Source organism: Blautia hominis (assembly GCA_002270465.1).
Classification (GTDB): Bacteria; Bacillota; Clostridia; order Lachnospirales; family Lachnospiraceae; genus Blautia; species Blautia hominis.
The window spans coordinates 180,173-192,629 of the sequence record NQOF01000005.1; the positions used below are offsets into that span (position 1 = coordinate 180,173).

The window sequence follows — 12,457 nt, forward strand, 5'->3', positions numbered from 1 at the left end:
TATAGGACTACAGGCTCTGCGCATTTTTTATAAAAGAAAAGGCTTCCTCCTCCGGAAGGGGTCTGGAAAAATAAAAGCCCTGAATGTAATCTATCCCGCAGCTTTTTACAAAGCTCTCCTGCTCCTCGTTCTCCACACCCTCCGCAAGGACTTGAAGTCCCATCTCGTGAAAAACGATTGACAGGCTTTTGACCATAGCTGCCGTCTCCCTTTTCTCCATGGCAGACCAGATAAGGCTTTTGTCCAGCTTAACTGTATCCAGAGGTGTGTTCATGACTGACACAATATTGGAGTATCCGGTACCAAAATCGTCCAGTTCAATGAGAACCCCCCGCTTCTGCATTTCCAGGGAAAATTCTTCCACCGCCTCCGCATTCTCTGCAAGTATACTCTCTGTTATCTCTATCTTGATCCTGGAAAAAGGAGTGTGGTTCTTTTCAATGATCTCTGCCACTTTTTCTGCCAGGCCAATCTGGGAAAACTGCCGGCCGGAAAAGTTCACATGCACTCCGTCAAATTCAATATTTTCCCGGGACAGCCTGTTGATAAACCCGCATACCTTGTCAAGTATCTGATAGGTGATCTCCACGATCATGCCTGTCTCCTCCGCAATGGGTATGAATTCATTGGGATAGAGGGGTCCAATGGGTGAATCCGGTATGCGCAGCAGAGACTCCGCAACTGTATACTTCCCTGTAGAGGTAGAAATGATAGGTTGATAAAAGACAGAGAAACTGTTATTTTTCAGGTTCTCCTCCAGTATCTCCACGATCTTCCGGCGCCTATGCAAAGAATCCAGCATTTCGGGTCCGCAGAAATAAACATTGGTGCCTGACGCCCCCTTTGCCATGGATACGGAATATTCAATTCCGCTGATCAAATCTTCTACTGTATTGGCACACTCGGGATACCCCACAACTCCGATCACGGCAGGGACAACACAGTTATTTTCCTCCCAGGTCCAGGCCTGCTGCATCCTCTGCTCCAGTTTTTCCACTTTTGTGCCTATACCGGCATCAAGAGGCCCATAGGATAAAATGGCAAATTCATCACCGCTGAAACGGTACAGGCAGTGAGGCTCTGAAATGTCTTTAAGATAAGATGCTATTTCCTGGAGAAGCAAATCCCCGGTATGCTGTCCATAGGTATCATTGATGCGTTTAAACCCTCTCAGGGAGAGCACTGTAATATTAAAATACTTGGATCTTCCGATCAGCAGTTCCATCATTTTCAGGAATTCCTGCCGGTTTGGCAGGCCGGTAAGATAATCCACAGAGTTTTGTTTATTCTGCAGATACAGATAAATGATCAGCAGCGCGCAGGTGGCCGCAGAGCCGGAGAGGATCACGGTGGGGTAAAGCTGCTGGACAACAATGACCACCAGCGCGATCATGGGGAATATAGCCAGTATCCTTCTGATCGCCCGTTCCATGTACTTTCTCCAAACAACAACCGCCACCATGGCTGCCACGCCATACAGGTAAAATATAACATAAGTCAGAGAGATGAGCGGCCCCCGGGTGTACGCTCCCTCTTTACTGATGCTGAATAATACTTTTGAAAACGGATTCCAGAGGACCAGCAGAAAATAGATGCCCCCGGGAAGAGCAGTCCATGCCAAGATCTTTGGAGGATTCCCTCTGTTTTCAAACACGGTGGCTAAGGTATAGAAAAAATAGGCCATTCCCATAAGAGGGGTGGCTACAAAATAAACGGTTGTCACCAGCCAGTTCAGAAGATATGGAAATTTGTCAGGGTAGGCGATCATAATGGTGGACGCGATGTTAAAGGACATAGCGCAAAAGGTCACTAAAAAACAGAATTGAAACAGACGGTTCCTCAACGAAGGGACCAGATTACTTTTCCTTGAATAAAACCAGATGATAATAAGGTTGATTCCGGAAATACACTCCGCCACAATATTCCACTGCATATCTTTTCCTCGATTATGTACGACTTATAAGGCTATTTTATAATTAATCCGGGACATAATCAACCTATAAATAAAAAATGGGACTGTAAAAAAACCTTAAAAGAAAAATCGCTGAGGTCGTAAGACTTCAGCGATCTTTTGGTATAATGAAGCCCTCACAGTTACAGGCAAAAATCCATGCAGAATCGCCTTGAGCGATGGGTAGCCCCTTACATTCCAAACAGTCGAAGCAGCTTCTGCCAGAAGTTAAGCGGAGCTTCTTCTTTCATATCATTTGTGATAACTTCCGCCTTTTCAATTGCCTCTGTTTTCATAACGAACTGAACGGAATTGACATTCGTATTTTTACCGGACACAAAGGAAACCGTTTCGGTTTCCTCCCCGCCTATGGAAGCGAGGATCTCATCGATCTGCTCCTGTACCTGTGTATCCATCCCATCGGTTTTTGTGTAGAGTTCATTGGTCCCGTCGGCAAGCTCTGATACGCCGTCGCAGTAGGCAGCAATGCCATCGTACAGCTCTCCCGCGCCGTTTTTCAGCTCACTGCTGCCGGAAAGCAGCGTTTTGCTTCCACTTGCAAGAGAGGATACGCCGTCAACAATCTGCGTGTATCCGGCTGCCAGCTGCGCAACACCTCCAGTGTATTCACTGATACCGCTGTCCAGAAACGCATAATTTGTTACAAGCTGGTCAATCCCGCCTGATAACGCCGAAAGCTTCACAAGCATATCACTGAGGGTGCCGGCCAATTCTCCGATTTCTGTATCAAAAAGCTCATACTGCGTCTTCAAAACCCCCAGGTTTTGATACAGAGAATCCATGCCTGCCGCTAGATTGTCAAGATAATCTTCCGTCCCCCCTATGGCGGCATTGTTGCCGGAAAGAAGCCGGATCACGCTCTGCAAGGATGTAATTTGTGATTGTAACTGCGCCACCTGCTCTTCATATCCCGGTACATTTTCAAGCTGTGCCACTGTTTGCTGAAGGGATGCGATGAGTGCCGAAAGGTCATTGATGGTCTGTGTGTTACCTGTTTGCAGTGCGTCTATATCTAAACCATTCTGTGCCATGATAGCCTTATATTGCGCAAAGCCAAGGTTTTGCCATAAGGCATATGCACCGTCATATAAATCGCTGATCCCCTGCTTTATGGCGCCGGAAGCCCCTGTAAGCTCCGCCAGCTGATCGGCGGAAACAGAGAGGTCGGAAAGGTTCGTCTGAATTGTCTCTAGCGCGGACTTCATTTGAGCAGAACCGTTTATCAGATCGTAGGACTTACCGTTCAAGGTATCAAGAGCCGCCTGTGCCGAAGAAATACCCTCTTGCAGAGTAGCAATGCCGTTGTCTAAGTCCGCGACGCCGCTATGCACAGAGGAAAGTCCCGAATCGAGACTGCTGCTTCCCGTTTTCAATGTTTCCGAGTTGGAAATGAGCTCATCGGAGCCGTCGTTTAACTTTTTGGTTGCGTCCATCAGCTGTGAAACCTGATCCATCAGCTGGGCATCATCAATCTCAACATTCAGGTTCAGTTTAATTCCATTGACAGAGATGGCGTCCATTTCAAATTCGCCCACATCGGCAGTTATGCTGCTGTTAAGACCCTTGCCCGGCAAGACTGTATAGGTAATCTGCTTGTGGTCACCCACATTGGCCATGGTTGCATCGGAAGCAATAATGTTTTCACAAATTCCGGTATCCAGCGTAACGCTTACCTGCAAAGCGTAATTCTCAAAAAAATCGCCCTTGCATTTTTCATTTTTTGCAATAGATAAGCGGATTTCAAGCTTTCCGCTTTGACCAGCTATTTCTGAGGCGCTGTACTCTTTTCCGTCAAGATAATATCGTACTGAAATGTCCCAAGGGATTTCGGTGTTTTCCATTGTGCCCTGATAATAGACCTTCTTGTCATCCGTGCTAAAGGTGATTTTGTCTCCGTTTTGGGTGATGCGCTCTGTGCTGGTCAGCATTTTCACATCACTGTAATCACCGAAGTCGACGATATCTCCGCCTCCGAAAATATTGACGGCGTTTACGCTTGCAGCATGCCCGCCTGCGTCGGTGATGATATAGATGACTTCCTCCTTCTCACTGGCTGCTTCTGCGGCGAAAGCGGGGACAGCTGGCGAGCAGGCCATAACAACTGCCAGTAAGGCGGCGGTAAATTTAGTGTTTTTTTTCATATGCTTTCTTCTCCCTTTGGATATTGATAAATTTTGCACCCTTTGTAGTTTTCTGGATCAGCCCGTCAAACAGATAGAGCAGTCCCGGCAGGACGAATAGAACGATGGCAAGCGAGCATAGGGTTCCCTTGCCGAGAAAATAGCCCAGCTGCGACAGGAGTCCGTGTGTCGAGATTGCTCCCAGCAAAAATCCGACTACTGTCAAGACGCTGGCAGAGGTCATGATGGAAACGGTCACGGCGGAAACAGTGTCAATAATGGCCTGCTTTTTCTGCCGTGTTTCCCGGTATTCCTTGTATCTGTCCGTAAAGAGAATGGCGTAGTCCACCGTTGCCCCAAGCTGAATGGAGCTGATGATCAGGTAGGCGATATAAAAAACCGTGCTTCCCGTAAAATACGGAATGGAGAGGTTAAGCCAAACCGCCGTCTCGATGCCAAGCACCAAAATAATGGGGATAGAGATGGATTTTGTCGTGAGAAGAAGGACGACAAATACGGCGGCAATGGCAATCAGATTTACCTTTAGCATATCTGCCGTGACGGTATTCATCAGGTCGTGGGTGGAAACGCCTTCTCCGGCAAGCAGCCATGTACCCGGATAGTACTCCTCTGCCGTGCGCTGCACGGTTTCGATTAAATTAAAGGCTGCCGTTCCCTCGTAGTCGGTATCAACGCTCAAAAGCATTCTTGTATAATGGTTGGAATTCAGCTTGGAGAGCGTTCCCGTATCCAGATACTGCTCCGGTATGGTTTCTCCCGCCGAATCCACATAGGAGAGGATGCTCTTGACCTCCGGCAGGGTGTGGAGCGCATCGGACAGCTTTTTTTGTGTGGCGACGCTGTCCTTTGGCACCATCAAAACATAGGTATCGCTTTTCCCGAATATCTCCTCAATTTTCCCGGTATCCGCGCCAAGCTGTGTTTCACTCCCGAAAATATGAGAGGCTCCATAATAAAAGCTGTTGGAATTGGAAGCAAGGTAACTTGGAACAATCACCACCGCAAAGAGACAGACAATCGGTATCATCATTTTAGAAACAACCTTGCCAAACCTCTGAAAGGACGGAACAAACGGGCGGTGCTGTGTTCTATCAATCCACTTGTAGGTTGCAAGGATAAAGACCGGCATAAACACAAATACCGTAATCAGGCTGATGGCAACGCCCTTGGCCAGCGCAATTCCCAGATCGGGGCCGATTTTGAAGCGCATCAGACAAAGGGCGAGAAACCCGATGACAGTGGTCAGCCCGCTGGATAAAATGGATGTAGTGGAGCCGCAAAGCGCCTGCACCATGGCTTCCTTGGGGTCGGAAAATTCTTTGCGGCATTCCGCAAAACGGTGCAGCAGGAACACGGAATAATCCAGGGACACCGCAAGCTGTAGGATGCTTCCAGCGGCATTGGTGACAAAGGATATTTCGCCGAAGATCAAATTGCTTCCGCCATTGATGATAACGGCCAAGCCAAGCCCAAGCAGAACAATAAACGGCTCCGCAAAGGAGGTTGTCGTTAAAATCAGCACAAGCAGCGCAAACAGCACGCCGAATACGGCAATCTTTGGGATTTGCGATACCGTGCTTGTCGTCGCCGTCGCGGTGGATACGGCGCTTCCGGTCATAGCGCCCTCGTCGTCGATGATTTCGCGGATTTTGTCTAAAGCGTCAATGCGCTTATTCTCTGATACTGTAACGGAAAACAATGCGTTCCCGTCCTTATAATAGGTATCAAGGGTGTCTCCGTCCAAAAAGGAAAGGGGCTGCGTTATGCTTGCCACATCATCGAGCCAGGTAATATCTGTAACGCCGTCCACCGCCGCAATCTGTGCTTTATATTGGAGCGCCTGTGCAACGGACACGTTTTCAATCATGACGCGGGCGTTGGGGATTCCGCCCTCATACTCCCGCTCCATGGTATCAAGCGCTATAGTGGAAGCGCTGTCCGAAGGGAGATAGTCGTTCATATCATAGTTGACTGAGATAAACGGTTTGCAGGTAAGGCATATGAGAAACAATATGCCGAAGCTTATCAGGATAAGCTTTGGGCGGCTTGTGATTTTTTGATAGAATCGTTTCATAAATCAGCCTCCTCGCCAAAGACGTTAAAGCAGCTGTCATCCCCGACTACCTCCAATTTTATTTTTGTACCGTCCACTCTGCCCAGCGCCTGATAGGGAAATGTCCTTGTCAGTGTAATCATCCGGCCTGAGAAAGCAATTTCTCCGGCCGGTGTCAGCTTGCCCTTGAACGGCGTTTCGTTTTGAAACAGGCTGAGCGTACCGTCTATATCCTGTCCGCCGCTTGTTTTAAATGATAAGGTACCAATCCTGCGCCCCAGAGGGACCATCATTTGAATGTTAAATATTCGTTCCATATCATGTTCTCCTTTCCGTCACTACAATGGCAGTATAGCGGGAATAAAGCCCGGATAACACGGTCAATATGGGGTCATCTGGGCAAATACGGACAAAACACTGCTGATTGACCATCAAATTTACCGGACAAATGACCGAGATTGTCCATTGAAAATTTGACGGACAGATGTATACTTTTAAGAAAGGAGGCTGCCTATGAAGCATGCAGAAATTGCCCTGACAACAAAAAAAGCGTTAGCCGCTTCGCTGAAGAATCAGATGGAAAAAAAGCCGCTGAAAAAAGTAACAGTCAACGATATCATTACGGACTGCAATGTAAATAGAAAGACATTTTATTATCATTTTGAAGATATTTATGCTTTGCTCAAATGGATGCTGGAACAGGAAGCGGTAGAAGTGGTAAAGCATTTTGATCTGCTGGTGGATTATAGAGACGCCATTTTGTTTGTGCTTGATTATGTAGAAGCAAACGCACATATTCTTAACTGCGCCTATGACAATATGGGACGAGATGGGATGAAACGGTTTTTTTATACTGACTTTATCGGCATTGTAGGGACGCTGATAGACGCCACTGAAAAAGACCTCGGCCTATCTGTTTCCACAGACTTCAGGGAGTTTCTCTGTAATCTATATACCGAAGCTTTGGCAGGCGTCCTGATCGATTGGGTAAAAGACCGTAAGAAATATGATCGGGAGAAAGTGCTGCAATATCTCTCCTTGATCATACGCACCTCTCTGCCTGCGGTGTTAACAGAGGCCGCCGAAGCGAAAAAACCATCTGAAGACTATGAAAGATAATAAGGAGGAAACATTGATGACAAACGGTTTTATTGATGTTCATCACCATATCATTCCGGAGGAATACAAAGCGGCGCTTGCCGAGGCCGGCATCGAAAAATCCGGCGGCTTGTCAATAGGAAGCTGGAGCCCTCAGAAAAGTCTGGAGCTTATGGATGCTTTGGGTATTGAAAAGGCCTATTGTTCCCTTTCTGAACCTGCACTCTATCCCATCGTGGAAAAAGACCGGGCCTTAGGACGCCAAAAGGCCCGCATGTTAAATGGATATATGGCAAAGCTATGTGCCAATTACCCGGGTAAATTCGGCGCATTTGCGGTGCTTCCGCTGCCTGACATCGAGGGAGCCATTGAGGAGGCAATCTATGCCCTTGATGTTTTGAGGCTGGATGGAGTGGGACTGCTGTCAAATTATCGAGATGAGTTTTTGGGCAATCGGATGTTTGACCCATTGTTTGACGAGCTGGACAAGAGGCAGGCAGTCCTGTATATTCACCCCAGCATTCCCCTCGACGCCGAGGTATTTAAACGCCCCGAGTATGTACCCTACGACTATTTTCAGGAATTTTGCTTCAATACCACCCGTGCAGCTTCTAATCTGGTATTCAGCGGCACACTTGAGCGGTGTCCGAATATAAAGCCGATTTTATCCCATATGGGCGGTACCCTGCCTTATTTAGCCTGGCGGTTGAATGAATGCTTTCCCGGCAATCAAAGGCCCGGAAAAGCCAAACAAACGCTGCCTGCATATGTTTATGACGGATGGTGCAGTCTTTCCAAACCCGTGTATGATTATTTTGGGCGGTTCTATTTTGACTGTGCGCTTTCCTGCCATGATCCTGCATTCTCCGCGGTAGAAAAGCTGGCACCAAACCATACTTTGTTTGGAAGCGATTCCTTTTACGCTTCTTTAAACTCCGGCAAAAAATTTGTACAGGAAGTGGAAGCTCACTATACAGGGGATGCCTTAGACAATATGAAAAGGGAGAATGCAATCCGGTTGTTTTCCTCAAAAGGCTCTGCTCATTCTAAAGAGGTATAGATGGTGAATATAGATTCAAGCCTTCTGGCGTTTCTTTGTAACGGCGGTTATTTAGCAGTTCGGATAACCACCAAGTTCGGTTTTTATTGCTCCCTCACAACCCCACATTTCCGGGCGTCTGTTGTCAGGCTTTCTGATCGCTTCCCAGAACATTTACGATCTTATGCGCCACCAGTTCTTTTACATTGGCTCTTCCTGCTTTCAGATATTCTCTGGGGTCAAAGGCGGAAGGATTCTGTGCCAATATCTGGCGCACACCGGCGGTCATGGCAAGACGCAGGTCTGAGTCAATATTGATCTTGCATACAGCAGATTTTGCTGCCCGGCGCAGCATATCTTCCGGAATGCCTATGGCGTCAGCCAGCTCTCCCCCATTCTGTTGAATGATCTTCACATACTCCTGGGACACACTGGAAGCACCGTGAAGAACAATGGGAAAATCAGGGAGACGTTTTGTGATCTCTTCCAATATATCAAAGCGGAGCTGCGGCTTTTGTCCCGGTTTGAACTTGAAAGCGCCGTGGCTGGTCCCGATAGCGATTGCCAGGGAATCAACCCCTGTGCGCTCCACAAATTCCTGCACCTGGTCGGGGTGAGTGTACATGGCGTCTGATGCCTCTACTTTTACGTCATCTTCCACACCTGCCAGCTTGCCCAGCTCCCCTTCTACCACCACACCCTTTTCGTGGGCGTATTCCACAACCTGCCTGGTAAGCTCCGCATTTTTATCAAAATCGTATTGTGACCCATCTATCATCACTGAGGTGAACCCGCCGTCAATGCAGGCCTTGCAGGTTGCAAAGTCAGGTCCATGGTCCAGATGGAGGGCCATGGGAATATCATTTTCTATGAAGGCGGCCTCCACCAGTTTCACAAGGTAGGTGTGGTTGGCGTATGCCCGGGCGCCTTTTGATACCTGGAGGATCACAGGCGAACAAAGCGCGCCTGCCGCCTCTGTGATTCCCTGAACAATTTCCATATTATTTACATTGAAGGCTCCGATGGCATAGCCGCCCTCATAAGCTTTCTGAAACATTTCCTTTGTGGTCACTAATCCCATAATAAATTCTCCTTCTTCTTGTTTTCTGCCAAACGGTCACCTATAAACAAACCGCGGGAGGCCGTCTTCGTCTGCCGGAATCTGCACATTTCCTTTCACCAGCGGTTTCACGTATTTGAGGAAATCCTCACTTAAATCGGTTCCCTCCCCTGTGATCCAGGTCAGCGGAACCGTTTTTTCCTTGTTACAGATGCGGTCGACATCCTCCAGACCGCATACCAGGCTGTACGGGACATCGCTTTCTCTGATAAAAGAAATCATTTTGCCTGTCTCTTTGTTAAGCGCTGCCTGCACTCCGTACCTGCCGGCCATAACAGCTTCCTGCCGGTCAGCGGCTGACAGCATGGAGACGGAGCAGCGCTGGCTTACGTTTAATTCTACAGAGCGGGCCTTCACTCCCAGTCTTCCCCGCACCAGGCGTTCCAGATATTTGCCGCAGCCTGCCAGCATCTTATGCCCAAAGCTGTCCAGTCCCGCTTCACTGTCGTACTCACATACGAATACGCCGTCTTTATCCCGGATCCCCTCCGAGACACACACCACCACCGCATTGTTTACAGAAAAACATTCCTCTATCTTTTCCAGGAAGGCTTCCTTGTCAAAGGGTACCTCAGGAAGATATACAAGCAGAGGGTTATCCCCCGTAAATTTTCTTGCCAGCACACTCGCCGCTGTCAGCCAGCCTGCGTGCCGTCCCATGATCTCCACGATCGTCACGGATCTGGTGTCATACACCCCTGCATCAACGGCAATCTCCCGCACAGTGGATGCCACATATCTGGCGGCGCTGCCGAATCCCGGCGTGTGGTCCGTTAAGACAAGATCATTGTCAATGGTCTTTGGCTCCCCCAGGACCACAATGCTGCTGCCTGTCTTCCTCCCGTACCGCGACAGTTTGCTCACTGTATCCATGGAATCATTTCCGCCAATATAAAGAAAATATCCAATCCCCATCTCCTCGAACTTCTCAAATAATCTACTGTATACCGGGTCGTCCGGATCTTCAGGCAGTTTATATCTGCAGGAACCCAGATAGGCACCCGGTGTTGTCAGAAGGCCTTTCAGTTCCTCCCCGGGAAGTGCCTGATCAAAATCCAGGACCCTGCCCTTCAAAAAACCCTCAATACCATTCACCATGCCATAGCATGTTCCAATCTTCTCCGGGTGCAGCCGTGCCTCCGCGGCAACACCGTAGAGGCTGCTGTTAATAACAGCGGTGGGTCCTCCTGACTGACCCACAAGTAAATTTTTAAGCTCCATAATCGAAATACCTCCGTCTTATTTTTCGCCAGTCTGTTCAGGCACTATCCCCTTCGATCAGATCAATCCTTCTTTGATGCCTCTTGACACCTGAGAATTCTGTGTGAAGAAATGTGTCCGCAATATTCTCAGAAAACATATAAAAATACCCTGCCCATTCACCGATATAACAATGAATGGACAGGGCATCCGCAAATGGCTGCAAGCGGAAATTGAACGAGGGCTACTTTTCTGCATCTGTAAAAGTAATATCAGAAAAGTATGTTTTTCTTACAGCCGTGTTCAGATTGTCTGTCACTTTGTTTGCCATCATCTCATAGATCTTCTGGTGTGCTTCAAATAATTCCCGGCCTCTTCCCGTCTTGATCATTGTCTCAACGGTTTTCAGTCTCATGGAATGGGTCAGCACCCGCACCACCTGGTTGATCTTATTCACCAGGGGATTCTTCCCCATGTCTGATATGGTATTATGGAATTCATTGTCGGCCCAGAAAGCATTTTCCACGTTCTCCGGCCCCTTGTCAATCTCTTTCTCCATGCGGTTCAGCTTCTCTTTCAGTATATATAGATCGTCTTCCTGAATCTTCTGCATGGCGAGCTGCATCACACCAACCTCTATCAGTTCACGCAGTTCCATAAGATTTTCATATGAATCCTCTTTGTCTAAAATAATACCGTAAATCATAGGGTCGATCATGCTCTCGGAAAATCCCTCACAGACAAAGGTTCCCTCTGCCCGCCTGATCTCAAGCACTCCCAGGTATACCAGGATCTTAATGGCCTCTCGGATAGAGTTTCTTCCCACACCCATACTCTCGGCAAGCTCTGCCTCTGTGGGTATTTTATCTCCGGGACGAAGTTCCCTGTTAAGCATGGCTTCCGTCAGCGCATTGATCACCTGCTGTACTACTGATTCACTGTTTACCTTTTTTAAATAACTGATGTTCTGCATTTTACTCACCCCTTTATCGGTTTATCCTACAACCTACATACTACCATAAAAGTCGGCTTTTGTCTATTGGGGCCGGATAAAATAAGGGGTATCTGTACTGCTTAATCCATATGTGAGCCGCCGTTGATGTCAATCTCCTCGCCTGTTATATAAGAAGCCTCTTTGGATGCCAGGAATACTATGGCATTTGCTACTTCCTGGGTCTCCCCCGGACGTCCCATGGGGATTCCGTCAATAATCTTGTCTGCGTCTTCTTTTGGAAGTGACTTCCATATTTCCGTATTAATAAGTCCGGGGCATACACTGTTCACTGTGATGCCTTCCGCTGATATCTCTCTTGAAAGGTTTTTGGAAAATGCAAGTACAGCCGCCTTGGAAGCAGAATAGTGCGCTCCGCCGAATACACCGCCGCCTCTTTTTCCGGATACAGAAGACAGGTTTACGATCCTTCCGTATTTCTGTTCACGCATGACTTTCATGCACTTCTGTGTACAGAGGAACAGACCGAACATATTGACCTCAAAGATTTTTCTTATATCCGCCAGTGTCATGTCCTCAACTGTCACCTTCTGGGAAATTCCCGCATTGTTTACCAGCACATCAATCCTGCCGTAGGCATCCATGATGTCATCCACCATTTTCTGAACAGAAGCTTCGTCCGTGACATTTACTGTCACACCCATGGCCTCCCCACCCTCAGCCTTGATCTCATTTACGGTGTCCTGTACGCCAGCCTCATTCATATCTGCGATCACAACCGCTGCTTTTTGTTTTGCAAATGTCTTTGCAATGGTCTTTCCGATCCCTTTGGGTGAGCCGCTTCCTGTTACAATTACTACCTGTCCGTCAAATTCAAACATT

The 12,457-nt window shown here is 47.9% G+C and carries 10 protein-coding genes; 2 read left to right on the forward strand and 8 right to left on the reverse strand.

What is annotated here, in order from left to right; translation table 11 throughout:
* Positions 1–7 precede the first annotated feature (7 nt).
* From CI595_RS17270 to CI595_RS17285, 4 genes are all read right to left on the reverse strand, one after another.
* On the reverse strand, positions 8–1,933 hold the full coding sequence (locus CI595_RS17270; RefSeq protein ID WP_095174881.1) for a putative bifunctional diguanylate cyclase/phosphodiesterase: 1,926 nt from the start codon (positions 1,931–1,933) through the stop codon (positions 8–10).
* Between the two features lie 209 nt (positions 1,934–2,142).
* A complete protein-coding gene (locus CI595_RS17275) occupies positions 2,143–4,113 on the reverse strand; it encodes a hypothetical protein (RefSeq protein WP_095174882.1) in 1,971 nt (656 codons plus the stop codon).
* The gene (locus CI595_RS17280; protein ID WP_095174883.1) at positions 4,097–6,187 is read right to left on the reverse strand and encodes an efflux RND transporter permease subunit; all 2,091 of its coding nucleotides are present in this window, start codon (positions 6,185–6,187) and stop codon (positions 4,097–4,099) included. Before CI595_RS17280 ends, CI595_RS17275 begins: the two co-directional genes overlap by 17 nt.
* Positions 6,184–6,483 carry a hypothetical protein gene (locus CI595_RS17285; protein ID WP_095174884.1) on the reverse strand — a complete coding sequence of 100 codons (300 nt, stop codon included), beginning with the start codon at positions 6,481–6,483 and terminating at the stop codon, positions 6,184–6,186. Before CI595_RS17285 ends, CI595_RS17280 begins: the two co-directional genes overlap by 4 nt.
* Positions 6,484–6,679: 196 nt before the next feature.
* Between CI595_RS17285 and CI595_RS17290 the strand changes: the two genes are divergently transcribed.
* Both CI595_RS17290 and CI595_RS17295 read left to right on the forward strand, forming a co-directional pair.
* Positions 6,680–7,285, forward strand: coding sequence for a TetR/AcrR family transcriptional regulator C-terminal domain-containing protein (locus CI595_RS17290; protein ID WP_095174885.1), 606 nt, complete (start codon positions 6,680–6,682; stop codon positions 7,283–7,285).
* A 16-nt stretch (positions 7,286–7,301) separates the two neighbouring features.
* Positions 7,302–8,324 carry an amidohydrolase family protein gene (locus CI595_RS17295; protein WP_095174886.1) on the forward strand — a complete coding sequence of 341 codons (1,023 nt, stop codon included), beginning with the start codon at positions 7,302–7,304 and terminating at the stop codon, positions 8,322–8,324.
* A gap of 124 nt (positions 8,325–8,448) precedes the next feature.
* Here the strand turns inward: CI595_RS17295 and fba are convergent, their stop codons facing one another.
* The 4 genes from fba to CI595_RS17315 all read right to left on the reverse strand — a co-directional run bounded on the left by fba (position 8,449) and on the right by CI595_RS17315 (position 12,456).
* Positions 8,449–9,384: a class II fructose-1,6-bisphosphate aldolase gene (gene fba / locus CI595_RS17300; RefSeq protein ID WP_095174887.1), complete on the reverse strand. Its 936-nt coding sequence runs from the start codon at positions 9,382–9,384 to the stop codon at positions 8,449–8,451.
* A 36-nt stretch (positions 9,385–9,420) separates the two neighbouring features.
* A complete protein-coding gene (locus CI595_RS17305; RefSeq protein ID WP_095174888.1) occupies positions 9,421–10,644 on the reverse strand; it encodes a 6-phosphofructokinase in 1,224 nt (407 codons plus the stop codon).
* Between the two features lie 223 nt (positions 10,645–10,867).
* On the reverse strand, positions 10,868–11,596 hold the full coding sequence (locus tag CI595_RS17310; RefSeq protein ID WP_095174889.1) for a FadR/GntR family transcriptional regulator: 729 nt from the start codon (positions 11,594–11,596) through the stop codon (positions 10,868–10,870).
* A 101-nt stretch (positions 11,597–11,697) separates the two neighbouring features.
* The gene (locus CI595_RS17315; RefSeq protein WP_095174890.1) at positions 11,698–12,456 is read right to left on the reverse strand and encodes an SDR family NAD(P)-dependent oxidoreductase; all 759 of its coding nucleotides are present in this window, start codon (positions 12,454–12,456) and stop codon (positions 11,698–11,700) included.
* Between the last annotated feature and the right edge of the window lies 1 nt (position 12,457).

Excerpts from the sequence above, each read along its gene's own strand:
- CI595_RS17270 (WP_095174881.1), bottom strand. The coding sequence starts at position 1,933 with ATGCAGTGGAATATTGTGGCGGAGTGTATTTCCGGAATCAACCTTATT.
- CI595_RS17275 (WP_095174882.1), bottom strand. The coding sequence starts at position 4,113 with ATGAAAAAAAACACTAAATTTACCGCCGCCTTACTGGCAGTTGTTATG.
- CI595_RS17280 (WP_095174883.1), bottom strand. The coding sequence starts at position 6,187 with ATGAAACGATTCTATCAAAAAATCACAAGCCGCCCAAAGCTTATCCTG.
- CI595_RS17285 (WP_095174884.1), bottom strand. The coding sequence starts at position 6,483 with ATGGAACGAATATTTAACATTCAAATGATGGTCCCTCTGGGGCGCAGG.
- CI595_RS17290 (WP_095174885.1), top strand. The coding sequence starts at position 6,680 with ATGAAGCATGCAGAAATTGCCCTGACAACAAAAAAAGCGTTAGCCGCT.
- CI595_RS17295 (WP_095174886.1), top strand. The coding sequence starts at position 7,302 with ATGACAAACGGTTTTATTGATGTTCATCACCATATCATTCCGGAGGAA.
- fba (WP_095174887.1), bottom strand. The coding sequence starts at position 9,384 with ATGGGATTAGTGACCACAAAGGAAATGTTTCAGAAAGCTTATGAGGGC.
- CI595_RS17305 (WP_095174888.1), bottom strand. The coding sequence starts at position 10,644 with ATGGAGCTTAAAAATTTACTTGTGGGTCAGTCAGGAGGACCCACCGCT.
- CI595_RS17310 (WP_095174889.1), bottom strand. The coding sequence starts at position 11,596 with ATGCAGAACATCAGTTATTTAAAAAAGGTAAACAGTGAATCAGTAGTA.
- CI595_RS17315 (WP_095174890.1), bottom strand. The coding sequence starts at position 12,456 with ATGTTTGAATTTGACGGACAGGTAGTAATTGTAACAGGAAGCGGCTCA.